The following is a 16,909-nucleotide window of genomic DNA, read 5'->3' on the forward strand; positions in this document are numbered from 1 at the left end:
TGAAAGAACAATACGTTCCTTCAATCCACAAGAAAGGGGGAAATGAGAATGAAAAGGCCCAAAGGGTGTGCCTTATTCTTCTCAGATATAATACCCTCATTTCCACCATCTAAACCTACATTTATTCCATTGATGTCGCTTTTTTCACAGCAGAAATAACAGCATCATTGGTGTCTAATTGTAGAGCTTGCTCTGCCAGTTCTTTCATTTCAGTACGATTCAACTGACGGATTTGAGAACGTGCGCGTAAGATCGATGTAGCACTCATAGAGAACTCATCCAAACCTAATCCCAGAAGGATTGGCACTGCAATTTCATCTCCGGCCATTTCACCACACATACCTGCCCATTTGCCTTCTTTATGAGCCGCATCAATCACCATTTTGACTAGACGTAAAATGGCAGGGTTATACGGTTGATATAAGTAGGAAACCCGCTCGTTCATGCGGTCGGCAGCCATTGTGTACTGAATCAGATCATTGGTTCCGATAGAGAAGAAATCTACTTCCTTGGCAAAAACATCCGCCATTACAGCAGTTGATGGAATTTCTACCATGATTCCTACTTCAATATGATCAGCTACGTTCGTACCATTCTCAAGAAGAGCTTTTTTCTCTTCTTCAAGGATGGCTTTCGCTTCTCTGAACTCTTGAAGATTTGAAATCATCGGGAACATGATTTTCAGATTTCCGAATGGGCTGGCCTTTAATAACGCTCTAAGCTGAGTACGGAAGATATCCTGTTCGTCCAGACAAAGTCGGATTGCACGATATCCCAGGAATGGATTCATTTCTTTTGGCAGATTTAAGTAAGGAAGCTCTTTATCTCCACCGATGTCAAGGGTACGAACCACTACAGGTTTCCCTTCCATACCTTCTAATACAGCCTTATAAGCTTCGTATTGCTCGTCTTCAGACGGTAATTCGTCACGACCCATATATAGGAATTCTGTACGATACAGACCTACACCTTCTCCGCCGTGGTTCTTCACCCCTTCAAGATCCTTTGGTGTCCCAATGTTAGCAGCAAGTTCAACATGCTCCCCATCCTTGGATACCGTTGGTTCATTGACAAGCTTTGCCCATTCAGCTTTTTGTTCTTCATATCGGGCATGCTCTTTCTTATACTCTTCGATGACTTCCGGAGTCGGATTAATATGTACTTCTCCATTTAATCCGTCAACGATGATCATGTCACCATTTTCAACAGAGGAAGTAATGGATTTCGTTCCCACTACAGCTGGAATCTCCATCGAACGGGCCATAATGGCCGAGTGAGATGTTCTTCCACCGATATCTGTTGTGAATCCTTTAACAAATTCACGGTTTAATTGTGCCGTATCAGAAGGTGTTAAATCCTCTGCGATTACAATCACTTCTTCTGTCACCATGCTTGGGTTCGCAATCTGTACGCCCAACAGGTGTGAAAGGACACGTTTCGTCACGTCACGGATATCCGCGGCACGTTCTTTCATGTATTCATTGTCCATGGATTCAAACATGGATACAAACATATCCGCTGTTTCTTTTAGGGCGAATTCAGCGTTTACATTTTCGGATTTCACTTTGTCTTCGATTGGTGTCAGTAGTTCTGGATCGCTTAGGACAAGAAGGTGCGCTTCAAAGATTTGAGCTTTATCTTCACCTAAATCAACTCTTGCTTTATCACGGATCGCTTCAAGCTCTGACTTGGACGTCGCAATGGCTTCCTGGAAGCGAGATACTTCCTGTTCAGCATTGTCTACGTTTTTCTTTTCAAAGCTTAGGTCGGGTTCAACTAAGCGATACGCTTTCGCTATGGCGATACCATTTGATGCCGCAATTCCTTTTAAAAGACTGGACATTACTCAGCTAAACCTTCTTTGTTCAACGTTTCCTGTAAGCTGTTTAACGCTTCTTCTTCGTCGCTACCTTCAGTAATGATTGTGATTTCTGCACCTTTACCAACACCTAAAGACATAACACCCATGATTGATTTCAAGTTTACTTTCTTTTCTTTGTATTCTAGATGTACATCGCTGTCGAATTTGCTTGCCGTTTGAACTAGTAGAGTTGCCGGACGAGCGTGAATTCCTGTTTCAGCTGTAACTGTAAATGTTTTTTGTGCCATGTAAATCGACTCCTTAATTTATCTTGTTTTTGGTTGCTTCATTAAAGTAATGGATTATGTAGAATACGTCAACTATTTCTAGTAAATAATCCATTCCTACTATAAAGCTGTTCAATAAAAAAGAATAGCATGCAATGAAGATATACACAATTGTAAAGCTTGATTTTTTTAGTATTTCATAAATTTGCCACTGTTATGAACCTATTTATGTAAAATCTCATGTTTATTTATCAAAAAAAAACTGACTCTTTCAATTCCCCTTCAATGTGTAAGAGGGAACCTTTAGTATGAGCCAGTTTAGGCAACATGATACTATTCTCTTTCTACCGCTTCAGATTTTGCTTTCATGATATTATAGCCGATTTTTGCTTTTATGACCGTGCCTTTCAGTGTCATTTCATGATCTTCAGAGGTGTTTGTATAAACGTTTACTAAGTCACATATGCACCGGGAGAATAATTCTGAGAGTTGTTTTAATTCCTGCACCCCATACTTTCCATCCTCTTTCATGAGTTCTTCTATGACATCGATTGCTAAACTTTTCACTCTTAGGGCCTGTTCTGTTTGGTAATTCATATAGCACTCTCCCCTTCCCTGCCATTCTTTCTCTATCATATGCAGGTGAAAACTAGATTAGAACAGGAGTGCTATATGGTATCTATACATTTAATTGGGCATCTTTCGTAAATAACTGCTTATATGCCATTAATATAAAGCTGATGACTGTTAAGGCTACACTCCCGACTATGCCTAAAAGTATGGCAATCTGATACTCGATGGCTACTAATGGACTAATCCCCGATAGGATCTGCCCTGTCATCATTCCAGGTAAAAAGATGATGCCCATCCCTAACATATTATTAAGAGTGGGAAGAATCGCTGCATCAAAGGCATTATCTACATATTTCTTGGAGGCTGCTTTAGGGGTTGCTCCAAGCATGAGGGCACCTTCTACCGTTTCTCTTTGATCCTTTAATCCCCCTAATAGGGTATTGATCCCCAAAGTAATACCCGTCATTGAATTCCCCACTATCATTCCGGCAATGGGTATGAAATATCTCGGTTCGTACCAAGGGGAGAAATGGATCACCACCATATTAAAGTAGAATAAGCTAATGAGAGTTCCAATAAGTAAAGATAAAGCCGCAATCCCTTTCAGTTTTTTATCCATTTCATATTTAACCTGTTTAAAGATATTCCTGATGGCGAAGGCTTCCATGACCAAAATGATAGCTAACGTAAGCCACGGACTTGGATTGTCAAAAATATAGGTTAGTATGTATCCTGCGATGATTAGCTGAATGGTCATTCGAAAGGAGGCCAGGATAATTTGCTTCTCCCTGGAAATCCCTCTCCACTTCACAATAACTAACAATAGAAGAACGAAGATGTATGCTGCTATAAATCTCCACAGCTCTATATCAATAATCCCTTTTTCCAATCCTACTCTCTCCTTCTTTTATTTTGATATGGTGATGATCTCTTCACCATATTGTTCGGCAATGTTGGTTGAATGGGTGACCATGATGATGGTTCCTCCATGACCCTTGGCCGTTTCGATAAAGCTTTTCATCACTTCACTTTCCGTTTCCTCATCAAGAGCTGACGTAGGCTCATCCAATAAATAGACAGGTGGTTTCATCAATAGCACCCTGCCAAGGGAAAGGCGCTGTCTTTCCCCTCCGGATAACCGTTCAGCAAGCCCATCCAAGGGTTTATCCAACTTTACGATTTCAAGTGTCTTCACGAGCTCCTCATGACTTGCAAGGGGCTTTTCTGAAAACATAAGACCCTTCTGCAAATTATCTTCTACCGTATCCCCGAACAATAAGGGGGTTTGTGAAATCATCACTACTTCTCTTCGAAGTTTTACGGAGTCAATTTCTTGTAAGGGAGTCTCGTTATAATAGACCTTTCCTTCATCTGGTATATTCATTTTATTCAGCAATTTTAGAAGAGTAGATTTTCCTGCACCGCTTTCACCCACCAAGCAGGTAGTCTTGTGTCCAGAAATGTCCATCTCCTGAATATGTAAAATATCTTTAAAGTGCACATCCTTTAATTCAAATAACATAGTCGACTCCTCCTCACATGTATCATACCCCATAGAAAAAAATTTAAAAAAGCTAGGGCAGGGGGACCACTCATGCCTGCACTAGCTTCTTTTAATAATCTTTCCTTTCTTTCAATTTAGCAATATGGACCTTTATTTGACTAGTGAAGTAATCGACTTCATCTTGACTTGGATCTTTCATTCCGTACCTGACCTTTTCATAAAGGGAAAAAAATTCCTCCTCTTCAATAATCCTCATTCTCATAAACCATGAACGAACATTTTCATTGAAATTTCTACCCAAATTAACCGTAGAAGCTTCTATTTCTAAAGTCTTCATTGACTTTCGGATGGTATTGCCTGCATCGGAATAATCAGCTTTTATGGGTTGTTTTCTTTCCTCGTTATGATTTGATGTAAATGTTGTCAAAGGTGAGATAGAATCCTCAACATCATTCGTTTCCAACGTGATCTGCCTCTTTTTCAATAAATAGCTGATTACGATTATTAGAAAAACCCCAATCAAAACCACCTTTAACCATGGTATTGTAATTCCTTCATAGAAGGCATTTTGCTGAATAGACTTCAAATCTGTCTTATCAAGCTTCATTCCCATTCCTTCCAAAGTATCACTTGAAATGAGGCTCATTACCCAATCTTTTAATTTGACTAACAGATGATAGATTGGATCAACCAAAAATGAAATGACCCAAAAAACCTTTTCCACAACCCAATAGAAACCCGTCCTCACGAATGGAATGATGAAAGACAGCACTCCTGCAGTGAAGATAACACCTAGCAAGATAACTATAGGCTTCAACAACTGCTTGTACATACCAGATTGTGAAGAGGAATCACTCATCACTCTTTGAATTGCCGTACCTAATGCAATGGAAGACAGCAGGGTAAGGAGCAGAAAGTAAATGACAGTCTCATTGCCCAAATCATTCACTAAATTGAATATTAAAGATACTGCGGAGAAAAAAATGAATGCCAGCACCACACCGCTATTAAGGTCAATATGAATCTCGTCACCCTGAAAATGGGTAACAAATCGCCAATGGAGATACAACAATATTATTGAAAAAAGCCACCAGGATACTGAAAAGATGAAGATTCCCAATATAAGGAGTGCAGACAAAAGACCATATAAAATAATTTGATTTATTTGTCCCCTCCTCACAAACATGATGATGCAAGGGAATAAGCAAACTGGCACAAGGCTGACAACCGGCAGATAATTCCCGAGGAAAGTCTCTCTTGACACGAAAAGAGTTACGACTAATAGAGAGAATAATAAGTCTATGACCAGCATCAATACCAGCTTAACGATTAGCCTCTGATAATATTTTGTTAGGAAGGAATTTTCGATGTTTGATTCCATATTGTTACAACTCCTTCTTCTTCATCAGATTTCAATATGAAGATTTCTGTTTCTTTCATGGAAATCTTCACCAACCGTTCTTTTTCCCTGGAGTTCATCATCCCCCCTACAATAAGGACAGGCGGAACAAGCTGCCTTATATGAAGGTGCTGTAAAACGATATGAAATGGAACGGTGAACTCATCCGTCGATAAAGTGGCCAACATTTCCAATCCTTTTTGCTGATGCGTTCTACCTGTTCCTGCAGGTAGGTAATAATAAGGCGTTATTCCCTGACTTCTAGAATTTAACACCAAGGAAAACGAAATATTTTTCTCTACAGCGAGATGCATCAAATAAGCTGTGTGTTTAATAATGGACTCTAACTGCCCGGTAATGGAATAACGATCTGAGAGATTAATAGCAATCATCCACTCTTTCTTTATGGATGGTGTATATACTTTTGTTTGCAACTGACCGGTTCTGGCAGAAGCCTTCCAGTTAATATCTTGAAAGCGATCTCCAGTAACATATTCTCTGGTACCTATGGGCTGGAAAACATCGAAGAATAGGGAGTGAGGGGAAGATAACTCCCCATTTCGATTCGAGTCCCTGTTTTTCAGAAGTCTCACTGGAGAAGGAGACGGAAAAACAATCATTGTCGATGGGACTGGCTTCTGTAAATCCATGATCACCTTCCCACTTCCAAACAGGTGTGGAATGACCAGTTGTATTTTCGATAAACGACAAAGACCTCTTCGTCTACCCTTAATCGGTAATCGGACCATGCCTTTCACTCCTTTTTTCATGGAGAACGGAATCGACACTTCAATCATGTTTCCATGATAGGACTCATAAGGATGAGAAGTCGGCACAACAATATCTTTAAAGGATAGTTTCAGGGTGGCTCCCCAAACCGGAAGCCCATGATTTTCAATATGAAAATCCCAGTACCCCTCCTCTTGACAATGAAGCCTCACTCGTTTTGACTTATTTACAAGTTTTACCCCCATCCCAATTTTCTCCAAATACCATTTATGAGCCCTGAAATATAGTAAACAGAAGAGAAAAACGGAAAGTCCTATATACAATTGAAAGATAAAGCATGCTCCAACGGCAATAATGAGAAGCATTTCACTCAATGAATTATAAGGATCTTCTATGATATCACGTCTCCAATCCACATCCACTACCTCGTTTCAACCGGAAGATTTACCATCTCTACTAATTGCTTCATTACTTCTTCATTCGTTTTTGTCAATGAGGCTTCTGCTGTTAATTGGACCCTGTGTTGCAATACATAGGGAGCTACTTGCATTACATCCTGAGGGCGAATAAAATCTCGCCCTTCGATAAACGCCTGTCCCTGAGATGCTTTTAGCAATGCCAAACTTGCTCTTGGACTCGCACCAGTCTCAATCCATTCGTGCTCCCGCGTCCCCCTTGTCATCTGTAAAATATATGTCTCTATGTCTGAGTCAGCATGTACTTGCTTCACTTGATTTGCCATTTCCTGTATTTCAGATAATGTAACCACTTTTTTGACTTCACTTAAAGGATGATTTATTTTAAATCGGGTTAAGATCATTCTCTCTTCTTCAAAATCAGGATATGTAAACGGAATCTTCAATAAAAACCTGTCCAGTTGTGCAGCAGGCAGTGGAAATGTCCCTTGCTGAGATTCAATGGGATTCTGAGTGGCCACCACTATAAATGGGGGCACTAATAAGACGGTTTCCCCGTCTATCGTGATTTGCTTTTCTTCCATGACTTCCAGTAAGCTCGCCTGTGTTCTCGGGGTCGCCCTGTTAATTTCATCCGCCAGTAAGACGTTCGTGACAACCGGTCCCGTTCTTATTTCGAATTCTTGTGTTTTTGGATTAAAAAATTGTATTCCTGTTACATCACTCGGTAACACGTCAGGAGTGAATTGAATTCTTTTAAATGCCCCATCAATACAATGACTGAATGTTTTGGCTAGCAGTGTTTTGCCTGTACCGGGCACACTTTCCAAAAGAACATGCCCTTCTTGAAGTAATGCAATCATTAATAGGTCTATCTCTTTGTCTTTCCCCACTAGCACTTTGTTCATTTCTCTTTTTATTGAATCTAATGGATTCATCTTATTCCCCCTCTTTACATTCAACAATATTAATTTCAGAAAAATACAACTTTTCTAATTCTACCATAATTTGTTGTTAAATTATCCCTTTCCATACATAAAGCCGACCACTTTCACCGTGTTGGTGTGTGATAGGCTCTTTTTCACCAGATTACAGTTGTTTACAAATCCTTATATTACTTTCTGAACTCATCCTATGTATTCAACATATTCTAGAATAAAAGAGAAAGGGAGTGTGAAACATGAGTTAGGAAAATCCCTTCATTTATCTGGATCAATTTAATGCTCATAGATCATCTTCCTTGTCATCCCACCATCCACCACTAAGTTTTCTCCTGTAATGAAATCATTATCAGGATGAGCAAGAAACAAGCACGCCCTTGCTATGTCTTCGGGTTTTCCGACTCTGCCAGAAGGATGCTGGTCATGGTCCCTGTCCCGTAATGAATCATAATTTTCGGTTTGAATCCAGCCAGGACTTATTGAATTCACCCGGATTCCAACATCACTCAGTGTGATGGCCATTGAATGAGTCAAACTCACAATGCCTCCTTTTGTTGCAGAGTAGGCTTCCGTATCCGGTTCAGACATGGAAGCTCTGGTAGAAGCCATGTTAATAATGCAACCACCTCGGTTCTTCATTAAAGCGGCCCCCTCCCTACTGCAATAGAAGACACTGCTTAAGTTTGACGATAGAATGCTGTCCCAGTCCTCGGCGTCCATCTCCCAAAAGGACACGAACTTGGAAACACCTGCATTGTTAATGAGTACGTCCACTACGCCATGATCTTCTTTTATCTTTGAAAAGACATCTTTTACCTGTTGATAGACTCCCACATTCACTTCATGAAACCGTGTTGAATAACCTTCTGAATTGAGCTGGAGGGATAATCCCTCCCCTTTATTCACATCCAAGTCCATAAATTCAACCACTGCGCCCTGCTTCGCAAATTCTTCAACCAACGTTTTACCGATCCCATTCGCTCCACCTGTTATGCAGACAATTTTATCTTTCAACCTTGTCATCTCCCTTTATCTCAGATATTCCCATTTGTGATTTTCTGTTCATTCTCCCTAAAAAGCATACCCTTTCCCCATACCCCTCAACCCTCACTGAGATATATAGAAAAGGATTAACCATTGGAAATGCAGGGGCAATCCAAGGTTAATCCTTTATTTATTGTATGATCTTATTTTTTGTCGTTTTATGAATATCATTACGCTGATGAATATTGATTAAAGCATCCAGCTCTTTACTAAGTTGAATGGTGGCTGGACTGCTAAGCCCAAAACGGACGCCTGACTGTATCATTTTCCATCTTACCGTTTCAATTCGAGTCACAATGGTCCCATTCACCAACATCACCTCTTTTTCTTTACTCTATTTTACTATTAATTTCACGTAGAGAAAAGTAAAAAGTATCCGAACGCTATTTTGATATTATATGAAATCCTGCTGAATGATTATTTTGCGAAGCGGTGTTTTCCAATGGTTAGCAATGTGTCTCTATTGGTAATCCAATCGCTTGTAGATGTAACTGGATTATAGAAGAAGAGGGAACCTTGTCCCTGACCTCTGAAAGCCAAAGCCTCTTGAACTGCGTCTCTCGCTTCCTGAGAAGGCGCACGGTTGATTTCTCCGTTTTGAACGGGTGAAAAGGCATAATGACCGTTTGCTACTTGGTAGATTACTTCTTTAATAGAACCGGGGAATTCAGTGGAATCCACTCGGTTTAAAACAACGGTTGCCACAGCCACTTTACCAGCATATGGCTCTCCTTTAGCTTCTGCATGAACCAGTTTTGCAAGTAACTCACGATCTTCATTCGTTACTACATTTTCTGGTATTGCTAACGTTTGACCTGGATGAATTTCATTCGATTTCAAATCGTTCTCTTTTTTTAGTTGAAGGACAGATACAGATTTCTCCTTACCTATATCCCAAAGAGATTCACCATTTTCTACAGTGTGAACTCCCTTAGCTGCAATAGTTTGAGTAGAGAATGAAACAATCGAAAGTGCTGCAATCCCCACTAGTAAGCTTTTCTTGATCATATTTCTACCTCCTAATTAGCGCTCCTCACTAAGATAACAACGAATATACTGAATTTCATCAGGTAATGGTTTCCACCGTCCGTACTTTCTAGCTTGGCCATACATTCTAAATTACCATAGTGCTGCATATATTGGATATGAACCAGAAAAAAGCGGGGGATCTCATCCCCCGCTTCTCCTAACTTCTTGGTGTATCTAAATAGTGATAAAGAATATTACCGCCATGCTGAGCCACTCCACGAAACTGTTTAAAATCCTCTTGTTTCACGAGCACAGATCGAAAGGTAAGAAAGTCTTCTTTCATCACTCTTATTTCTTCCAATTCTCTTGTACGCAATAATTGTAGTTGTTCAAGAATTTCCGTTTCACTCATATTCAAACCTCCATCCTGAATGTCTCTATTGTAGGTTTAAAAGGATGTAAACCTCAAGAATAATTTTTTTGATGAAATTTTTAGAAAACTCTTTACCTTTTCTTGAGTTTACGTCAAAATATTAGTAATTGTTTGTAGAATTTTGGCAAAAAGGGGCGACCTCTGATGAAAAAAGCAGAAATTGGAAATGTAATTGAATTTAGAGAAGGTTTAAAAGGCATTGTAGAGAAAGTAAATGAAAACTCAGTTATCGTTGATCTAACGTATATGAAAAATTATCGAGACCTTGAACTTGAAGAAAAAACAGTCGTTAATCATAAAAACTATAAAATAATTGAAGCATAGCACGATTTTTGAAAAGGTGGAGAACGAAACTCCACCTTTTTAAATTGAACTCCTAAACAAGAGAAAGGTTTACGGCAATGCCTTTAAGGATACTCTTATAGCATACTGTAGCGCAAGGTGGACCCCGTCATGAATTTAAATATTCACATTGTGAACAAAGCCAGGAAAAGTTTTTGGTTTGTACCATTTTTATTTTCAGTCATCTCATTAGTTCTTGCTCTCATCACCTTCTTTTTTGATTGGTGGTTGAGTCAGCATGATTATCCTTTGTTCCCTAAGGTACTGTTCTCCAATTTTGATTTATCCATAACCATCATCAGTACGATAGCGTCTTCGATCATGACCATGACCACGATTACCTTTTCAACGATTATGGTCGTGTTAACCACATTCTTATCCCAATATTCACCAAGGACCCTTCAGAACTTCATTAATGACCGTCCTACACAACGGGTTCTAGCCATTTTTGTGTCCGGTGTGGTGTACTGCATCACTTTGTTGGTTCTCCTTCAGGACGAGTCCGGACAAAAATTATATATTTCTTCTGCCTTTGCCGGTATAGTGGCTATTATTTGTTTATTTGTTTTTGTCTACTTTGTTCATCATGTTTCCAATTGGGTGAAGGTAAGTAATTTAATACATAATATAACAATCAAAACGAATCAAAAAATCGATAATAGTTATTTATATAGAAAGAATGCCATTAAGGAACAGCCTTCAACCTTTAATGAGGCGCTTTTTGACGATACGGAACCCATTTTGGTATATAGTGAACACTCGGGGTACTTACAACAGATTAATATTGAAGGTATGCTCAATAAAGCTACTAGTGATGAAGCAGTTATCCGCATGGTGAAAACACCTGGTGAATACTTACTTGAAGGAACTCCTGTCATGACAGCATGGACGACGAATAAAGATATAGATGTAGAAGATTACTTGGAATACCTCGTACTTGGGCCTGATAAAGAGCCGATGGAAGACATTGAACTCGGGATAAGAAAGCTGGTTGAAATTGCCTTGAGAGCCATTTCCCCCGCCATTAATGACCCAAATACAGCAAAAAACTGCATAGAAGAAATCGGGATCATTCTATCAAAGCTTGCTAAACACAAGCTGCCAAGCTCATATTTATCAGATGAAGAAAACAATGTTCGAATCATATTGGAACAACCGACCTTTGGTGATTATCTATACAAGAGCTTTTATCAATTAAGGCATTACGGGAAGCAGGACATATCTATAATTGCCGAAATTCTGCGTTCACTGAGAATGATAGGGGAAAACAATAGCGAAGAAACGAAGCGTATGGTCTGGACATTTAAAGACTATATTCTGGAAGGAATCGACTATGATAGCCTCCAAAATCTCGACATGCAGTACATCATGAGGCATCTGGATGAACTGGCTGCAGCTTGCATGCAAACAGATTGGGATAAGGATGAGGTGAGGAATAAATATTTTCCAGAACAATATAAGACAAGCGACTCTTACCATCATAAGAAAGAAGAGTAATTGGAACCAAGAAGAAACGGATGCCGGAAGCATCCGTTTTTTCTTATTCTTTTCCTTTTTTTCCTTCTGAAAGCTCCTTAAAGGATGAAACTTTGCCGTGAGGATGCTGCTCCTGTTTTCTTACATTCCACTTTCTTTCCTTTTCGTGTTTTGATTGCGTCATGTTCACCACTCCTTTTTTCATTTGTCTCTATTAACATGAGCAGCAAACCTGAATTTTACTCTCACCTTGATGATTATTTATTGGGTTTCATCCAAAGAAGAATGATGAATACCAAGCTCATATACCCAAAAAGTGGGTATAAGTACGACAAAAGTTCACTGTATTCAAAAAAGCTTAACGAATAGATCACCAAAAAGATACCCGAAAAAGTCATTAACGAAGAGCCCTTCCAGTAATTCGTTAGTTGTTTCTCAAGACCGAATACCCCTCCTATCACGGATGTGAAAATTTCACCATAAATGATGATGATATAAATAAAATAAAAGCCGGCTACAAATGATTTCATCACTACAGCCATTGGAATTTGGTATTGTGTCACATCCGGAATCAAGACCAAAGTAATATGACTGGAAATAAGGATCATTGTAAGGAAAAAACCGCCAAGGTATCCTCCATACTTAATGGTCTCCCGGTCTTTCACTTCTCCGGCAACGGGAACGAGCACAGCCTGAGCCATGGCTAGATTAAAGGCCACGTATGAAAAAGGCGCAACTACGGATTTCCATCCATCCTCTGCATGAGGTATCATAAGAAATACGTCTAAAAAAGCAGCGTTTCGAACAGAATAAACCATCAAGAAAAGATTAAAGACAATCATAAGAGGAACAACGAACGTATTGACTGCAAAAAGCCCTTTGATCCCCACCATCATCGTGATGAATCCTAGTCCGATCGTCAGCAGTATCCCTAGTTGCTTGGGTAGCAAAAGCTGCTCTTGAAAAACCGCCCCCGCTCCTGAAAGCATAACCGCAGAAACCCCGACCAGCATAATCATCATGACGATATTCATAAACTTAGAAAACCATCTTCCAAATAGATATTCATTAAATTCTTCAAAGGACTTTGCTTGAATATCATGGGACTTCAGCATAATCTTCGTTCCCATTGTAATAAATAAGTACCCGCTTAATAAAATCGCAATAAACCCTACAAAGCCAAACCGGGTGAAAAACTCTACAATTTCCCTTCCTGTTGCAAATCCGGCTCCTATAACGGTACCAACATAAACAGCAGCGATTTGAAACGACCCAGCTAATTTTTTCATCCCATCACCTCTGACAACCTTCTACTTCACCTTATGTACAAGCAGAGAAAATCAGAAGCAAAAGAACATATTTCTTCCGGAATTGTAGAAGAACCCAAACAAAAGAGGCAGCCAAAAAAATGCGGCTGCCCTTTTACTATAATGATTGATCATCTATTCCATTTAACCATTGTCTGATCGGTTCAATGACTTTCTCAACTGTCCCCTCCTGGAATGGAGAATCGAGTTTGGCTGCTTCTACAAGCCCTGTGAATGATAGGCTTCCCCCGAGTTTGCAAAGGTCAACATAGTCATTCCATGCTTCCTCACGATTGAGGTTCATTTTCTTCCAGAATTGGAATGCACAAATTTGAGCCAATGTGTAATCGATATAATAGAATGGAGAATTATAAATATGGGATTGACGCTGCCAGAATCCCCCATTTTCCAAATACGAAATATGATCGTAGTCCTTATGGGGAAGGTATACCTTTTCAATTTTTCTCCAAGCAGCATTTCGTTCAGACGGTGAAGCTTCAGGGTTCTCATACACAAAATGCTGGAACTCATCAACTGCCACGCCGTAAGGAAGAAATTGCAGTGCTTCACTTAAATGGGAAAATTGATACTTGTCTGTATCCTCTTCGAAGAAATAATTCATCCATGGCCACGTGAAGAACTCCATGCTCATGGAATGAATTTCACACGCTTCGTACGTTGGCCAAATATATTCCGGGATATCGAAGCCTCTGCTGGAGTATACCTGGAACGCATGACCTGCTTCATGAGTCAAAACATCAATATCCCCTGAGGTTCCATTGAAGTTCGAGAAAATGTATGGAGACTCATGGTTTGCAATATAGGTGCAGTAACCGCCTCCAGCTTTTCCTTTCTTTGCTTCCAGATCCATGAGATCATGCTCAATCATAAAATCAAAGAATTCCTTGGTTTCCTGAGACAGTTCTTCGTACATCTTTTTGCCATTATTAATGATCCATTGAGGACTTCCTTTAGGAACCGCGTTTCCGGAAGTGAACTTAAAGCCTTCGTCATAAAACTTCATCGAATCTATCCCAATGCGCTTTTCTTGTCTTTCTTTAAGTTCAGTAGCCAGAGGAACGATATGTTTCTTCACTTGATCGCGGAAAACCTTTACCATATCAGGCGTATAATCCGTTCTCGTCATGCGATAGTAACCCAGTTCAACAAAATTCTTATATCCTAAAGTAGTAGCAATCGTGTGACGCACCTTGACTAACTCATCAAATAGACGATCCAATTCTTCTTGATTCTCTTCAAAGAAAGCAACGGTCGCTTGAGCGGCCTCTCTTCTTGTTTCCCGATTGACTGATTGTGTGAATGGGCCCATCTGAGCCAATGTTCTTTCTTCCCCCTCAAACGGAATCTTTGCAGACGCCATCAGCTTTGTATACTGGGAAGATAGCTTATTTTCCTTCTGTAGTAGAGCCACGATGTCAGGAGAAAAAGTCTTCATTTCGCTTTCTGCCAGGGCGAATAGCTGCTTTCCCCACTTTTCTTCTAATTCTTTACGATAAGGAGAGTTTACGAGTTCCTTGTAATATTCCGTCACCATCCCGTGAACCTCAGGCATCATTTCATCGATATGATCCTGCTCTTTTTTGTAAAACTCATCATTGGTATCGATTGAATGCCGGATATAGCAAATATTTTGCATGGTATCAATGTTCAAACGTATATCATTCAGTTCCTTCATGGCATCCACCTGTTCTTGAACATTGGACGCAGACTTGAATTTTTCAAGTAATTGCTTGAAAACAGGTTTAATCTCTTCTAAATTTGGCCTTACATATGTAAACTGATCAAACTTCATACGATTGCCTCCTCTTAATATAATCCCGATTATAGTTATTCGACTTATGATAGAAAATCTCCTGTTTATTCTAATATCGATTTTCAAGAATTAGAAATAATGGAATCGATGGGAAGAGACGTGCTTTTAAGACAAAATAACCCCCCGTCTCGTGAAAGACTAACCCGTTCTTTTGAGAGAGAGAAACTAATAAATTGCAAGGTAATTCGCGGTACAATTTGCACTACCGCATAAATTTATGTGGTGTTGCAAATTGGTCTGCATTTTATATTACAAATTTGTCCGCGAGTCGTTATTGCCAGATACGAAAGATGGGAAGATAAAGAGTGAGTAACAAGTGATAGAAAAATAAGGGGAAATTTTACTGTTAGATGCAGATTAGACGTGGTTTTTGGGGAGAATAAGGGGATATTTTCCCTCTAAACAAAGCAAAGCTACCTATTTTCACGCTTATCGAGTCAAATAAGAGGAATTTCTCCCTCTATTTAAGCTATTTTCAGTACTATTTGCTAATTAAGTGGATTTTTTCCCTCTGTAAATCTCAATTAGCAGAGAACCTGGTTTCATTGTTTAAGACTGCAAAAGTTTAACGGGAAACCTGCTGTTCAACTATTCAGCGATATGGGGCTCTAATGAAATAACGCAAAATAGAAAAGAGGAGCTGCAATGTCGTTTGCAACTCCTTTTTTTTGTGCAATTTTTCATTCATCTTACACATCAAAACAGCCTGCAAAAGGCTTTGTTTTTTTCACCTGCAAAAACACCAGCAAATATGCTTTTTCTCCCTCTCAACCGAACGGGTTACGTGAAAGACGGGGGGACAGGTAGATCGATTCAATACGACAAGTCTTTAATCGATAATCCTAATTTCTTCAGCATTTCTATCGTTTCTTTCTTCTCATCAGGAGACAGAGCTGACATCAGTTCATGAATACGATTTTCATGATTGGGGAATATCTCATCAATTAACTTTCTGCCGCTTTCTGTTATTTGAGCATAGGTGACCCGACGGTCCTTAGGGCAAGCATTGCGCTTTAGGTAGCCCTTTTGTTCAAGCTTATCCACAACGTACGTTATGCTGCCGGAAGCTAATAGAATCTTACCGCCAATTTGTTGTAAAGGCTGATCTCCCTTATGATAAAGTAGCTCCAGGACGGCAAATTCAGTAGGGTTCAAACCGTTCTCCTGAATGTTTTTATTTATCTCTTCATTTAAGGCTTTGAAAGCTCTTGACAAGACAATGAAAAGCTTTAATGATTGTTTTGTATCCTGAGGTTCGTTCATGGCATTCATTCCTTTAAAAATTAAATATCTCAGTTTCAAAATATTATACAAATAAAAGCTGTTATTGTCAAACATGATAGACTCCTCAGTATTTAATAAACGAAGGACGGTTTGCATAATGCGAACCGTCCTTCGTTTATTAAATAACGACAAATTAAGTTGATTGTTTTGGTATACGTGTGGATATTGTTGGAGATTTGTTTTCTCTTGTAAACCTTGAATGGTGAGGGAAAAACTTGATGAATAGTCTCAAGAAGCAGTTCGTTTTAATAAGTTCTTAATGTATTGCCCAAATTCGTTTGATGTTTCTTGGAGGGTTAATGATACGATCTTATTTGTGCACTTTTCATAGTCGTTCAACAGCTGATCTAATTGCTGACTGCATTTGATTGTCTCCGCTGCACATAATCCTAAACTCTCTCCCAACCCAATCATTTCTGAACGTTTTTGATTAATTCTCATTAATAACCACTTCTGTTTTAATAGACGACCCATTTCTAATAAACTCCTTTTTTAGCTCCTAGCCTTTATTAAGTTAAATCGTTACTTGAGCATTATCGCAAGTATTATCAGAAAAGTAAATAGATTCGC

Annotated in this window: 19 protein-coding genes; 2 read left to right on the plus strand and 17 right to left on the minus strand. The window is 39.3% G+C overall.

What is annotated here, in order from left to right:
• Nucleotides 1–121: 121 nt before the first annotated feature.
• The 12 genes from ptsP to ACXAF2_RS19520 form a co-directional block, all read right to left on the minus strand.
• Complete coding sequence (gene ptsP, locus ACXAF2_RS19465) at nucleotides 122–1,843, minus strand: phosphoenolpyruvate--protein phosphotransferase (RefSeq protein ID WP_475141101.1); 1,722 nt, start codon at nucleotides 1,841–1,843, stop codon at nucleotides 122–124.
• A complete protein-coding gene (locus ACXAF2_RS19470) occupies nucleotides 1,843–2,109 on the minus strand; it encodes a phosphocarrier protein HPr (RefSeq protein WP_034756145.1) in 267 nt (88 codons plus the stop codon). Before ACXAF2_RS19470 ends, ptsP begins: the two co-directional genes overlap by 1 nt.
• Nucleotides 2,110–2,421: 312 nt before the next feature.
• Entirely contained in the window at nucleotides 2,422–2,685 is a 264-nt protein-coding gene (locus tag ACXAF2_RS19475; protein ID WP_475141102.1) for a hypothetical protein, read from the minus strand.
• Nucleotides 2,686–2,767: 82 nt separating this feature from the next.
• Entirely contained in the window at nucleotides 2,768–3,550 is a 783-nt protein-coding gene (locus ACXAF2_RS19480; RefSeq protein WP_475141104.1) for an ABC transporter permease, read from the minus strand.
• A gap of 18 nt (nucleotides 3,551–3,568) precedes the next feature.
• Complete coding sequence (locus ACXAF2_RS19485; RefSeq protein WP_475141106.1) at nucleotides 3,569–4,183, minus strand: ABC transporter ATP-binding protein; 615 nt, start codon at nucleotides 4,181–4,183, stop codon at nucleotides 3,569–3,571.
• Between the two features lie 91 nt (nucleotides 4,184–4,274).
• Nucleotides 4,275–5,546, minus strand: coding sequence for a hypothetical protein (locus ACXAF2_RS19490; RefSeq protein WP_475141107.1), 1,272 nt, complete (start codon nucleotides 5,544–5,546; stop codon nucleotides 4,275–4,277).
• Complete coding sequence (locus tag ACXAF2_RS19495; protein ID WP_475141108.1) at nucleotides 5,516–6,709, minus strand: DUF58 domain-containing protein; 1,194 nt, start codon at nucleotides 6,707–6,709, stop codon at nucleotides 5,516–5,518. The genes ACXAF2_RS19490 and ACXAF2_RS19495 overlap by 31 nt, the downstream gene beginning before the upstream one ends.
• A gap of 5 nt (nucleotides 6,710–6,714) precedes the next feature.
• Nucleotides 6,715–7,647 (minus strand): AAA family ATPase, encoded by a 933-nt coding sequence (locus ACXAF2_RS19500; protein WP_475141110.1) that lies wholly within the window; start codon nucleotides 7,645–7,647, stop codon nucleotides 6,715–6,717.
• A gap of 279 nt (nucleotides 7,648–7,926) precedes the next feature.
• The gene (locus tag ACXAF2_RS19505; protein ID WP_475141111.1) at nucleotides 7,927–8,673 is read right to left on the minus strand and encodes an SDR family NAD(P)-dependent oxidoreductase; all 747 of its coding nucleotides are present in this window, start codon (nucleotides 8,671–8,673) and stop codon (nucleotides 7,927–7,929) included.
• A 151-nt stretch (nucleotides 8,674–8,824) separates the two neighbouring features.
• Nucleotides 8,825–9,004: an aspartyl-phosphate phosphatase Spo0E family protein gene (locus tag ACXAF2_RS19510; RefSeq protein WP_475141113.1), complete on the minus strand. Its 180-nt coding sequence runs from the start codon at nucleotides 9,002–9,004 to the stop codon at nucleotides 8,825–8,827.
• Nucleotides 9,005–9,111: 107 nt separating this feature from the next.
• A complete protein-coding gene (locus ACXAF2_RS19515) occupies nucleotides 9,112–9,702 on the minus strand; it encodes a cell wall hydrolase (RefSeq protein ID WP_475141114.1) in 591 nt (196 codons plus the stop codon).
• Between the two features lie 178 nt (nucleotides 9,703–9,880).
• Nucleotides 9,881–10,075: a hypothetical protein gene (locus ACXAF2_RS19520; protein WP_475141115.1), complete on the minus strand. Its 195-nt coding sequence runs from the start codon at nucleotides 10,073–10,075 to the stop codon at nucleotides 9,881–9,883.
• A gap of 165 nt (nucleotides 10,076–10,240) precedes the next feature.
• On the opposite strand from ACXAF2_RS19520, the gene ACXAF2_RS19525 reads away from it, so the two are divergent.
• Together ACXAF2_RS19525 and ACXAF2_RS19530 are read left to right on the plus strand one after the other, a co-directional pair.
• A complete protein-coding gene (locus tag ACXAF2_RS19525) occupies nucleotides 10,241–10,420 on the plus strand; it encodes a YkvS family protein (RefSeq protein WP_148968546.1) in 180 nt (59 codons plus the stop codon).
• Between the two features lie 129 nt (nucleotides 10,421–10,549).
• On the plus strand, nucleotides 10,550–11,935 hold the full coding sequence (locus ACXAF2_RS19530) for a DUF2254 domain-containing protein (RefSeq protein WP_475141117.1): 1,386 nt from the start codon (nucleotides 10,550–10,552) through the stop codon (nucleotides 11,933–11,935).
• Nucleotides 11,936–11,978: 43 nt separating this feature from the next.
• Here the strand turns inward: ACXAF2_RS19530 and ACXAF2_RS19535 are convergent, their stop codons facing one another.
• From ACXAF2_RS19535 to ACXAF2_RS19555, 5 genes are all read right to left on the minus strand, one after another.
• On the minus strand, nucleotides 11,979–12,098 hold the full coding sequence (locus ACXAF2_RS19535) for a DUF6254 family protein (RefSeq protein ID WP_475141118.1): 120 nt from the start codon (nucleotides 12,096–12,098) through the stop codon (nucleotides 11,979–11,981).
• Nucleotides 12,099–12,171: 73 nt separating this feature from the next.
• The gene (locus ACXAF2_RS19540) at nucleotides 12,172–13,203 is read right to left on the minus strand and encodes a YkvI family membrane protein (RefSeq protein ID WP_475141119.1); all 1,032 of its coding nucleotides are present in this window, start codon (nucleotides 13,201–13,203) and stop codon (nucleotides 12,172–12,174) included.
• Between the two features lie 136 nt (nucleotides 13,204–13,339).
• Nucleotides 13,340–15,034 carry a M3 family oligoendopeptidase gene (locus tag ACXAF2_RS19545; protein WP_475141121.1) on the minus strand — a complete coding sequence of 565 codons (1,695 nt, stop codon included), beginning with the start codon at nucleotides 15,032–15,034 and terminating at the stop codon, nucleotides 13,340–13,342.
• 834 nt (nucleotides 15,035–15,868) lie between these two features.
• Complete coding sequence (locus tag ACXAF2_RS19550) at nucleotides 15,869–16,327, minus strand: MarR family winged helix-turn-helix transcriptional regulator (protein ID WP_475141302.1); 459 nt, start codon at nucleotides 16,325–16,327, stop codon at nucleotides 15,869–15,871.
• 240 nt (nucleotides 16,328–16,567) lie between these two features.
• Nucleotides 16,568–16,813 (minus strand): aspartyl-phosphate phosphatase Spo0E family protein, encoded by a 246-nt coding sequence (locus ACXAF2_RS19555; protein ID WP_262372537.1) that lies wholly within the window; start codon nucleotides 16,811–16,813, stop codon nucleotides 16,568–16,570.
• Nucleotides 16,814–16,909: the final 96 nt, after the last annotated feature.

It is taken from the genome of Rossellomorea sp. ABR4_004, from assembly GCF_056159585.1.

What these genes read in the sequence shown, in the direction of transcription:
- ACXAF2_RS19535 (WP_475141118.1), bottom strand. Translation starts at nt 12,098, where the DNA reads ATGACGCAATCAAAACACGAAAAGGAAAGAAAGTGGAATGTAAGAAAA.
- ACXAF2_RS19545 (WP_475141121.1), bottom strand. Translation starts at nt 15,034, where the DNA reads ATGAAGTTTGATCAGTTTACATATGTAAGGCCAAATTTAGAAGAGATT.
- ACXAF2_RS19470 (WP_034756145.1), bottom strand. Translation starts at nt 2,109, where the DNA reads ATGGCACAAAAAACATTTACAGTTACAGCTGAAACAGGAATTCACGCT.
- ACXAF2_RS19490 (WP_475141107.1), bottom strand. Translation starts at nt 5,546, where the DNA reads ATGGAATCAAACATCGAAAATTCCTTCCTAACAAAATATTATCAGAGG.
- ACXAF2_RS19525 (WP_148968546.1), top strand. Translation starts at nt 10,241, where the DNA reads ATGAAAAAAGCAGAAATTGGAAATGTAATTGAATTTAGAGAAGGTTTA.
- ACXAF2_RS19540 (WP_475141119.1), bottom strand. Translation starts at nt 13,203, where the DNA reads ATGAAAAAATTAGCTGGGTCGTTTCAAATCGCTGCTGTTTATGTTGGT.
- ACXAF2_RS19555 (WP_262372537.1), bottom strand. Translation starts at nt 16,813, where the DNA reads ATGGGTCGTCTATTAAAACAGAAGTGGTTATTAATGAGAATTAATCAA.
- ACXAF2_RS19500 (WP_475141110.1), bottom strand. Translation starts at nt 7,647, where the DNA reads ATGAATCCATTAGATTCAATAAAAAGAGAAATGAACAAAGTGCTAGTG.
- ACXAF2_RS19550 (WP_475141302.1), bottom strand. Translation starts at nt 16,327, where the DNA reads ATGAATGCCATGAACGAACCTCAGGATACAAAACAATCATTAAAGCTT.
- ACXAF2_RS19475 (WP_475141102.1), bottom strand. Translation starts at nt 2,685, where the DNA reads ATGAATTACCAAACAGAACAGGCCCTAAGAGTGAAAAGTTTAGCAATC.
- ACXAF2_RS19505 (WP_475141111.1), bottom strand. Translation starts at nt 8,673, where the DNA reads ATGACAAGGTTGAAAGATAAAATTGTCTGCATAACAGGTGGAGCGAAT.
- ptsP (WP_475141101.1), bottom strand. Translation starts at nt 1,843, where the DNA reads ATGTCCAGTCTTTTAAAAGGAATTGCGGCATCAAATGGTATCGCCATA.
- ACXAF2_RS19520 (WP_475141115.1), bottom strand. Translation starts at nt 10,075, where the DNA reads ATGAGTGAAACGGAAATTCTTGAACAACTACAATTATTGCGTACAAGA.
- ACXAF2_RS19515 (WP_475141114.1), bottom strand. Translation starts at nt 9,702, where the DNA reads ATGATCAAGAAAAGCTTACTAGTGGGGATTGCAGCACTTTCGATTGTT.
- ACXAF2_RS19530 (WP_475141117.1), top strand. Translation starts at nt 10,550, where the DNA reads ATGAATTTAAATATTCACATTGTGAACAAAGCCAGGAAAAGTTTTTGG.
- ACXAF2_RS19485 (WP_475141106.1), bottom strand. Translation starts at nt 4,183, where the DNA reads ATGTTATTTGAATTAAAGGATGTGCACTTTAAAGATATTTTACATATT.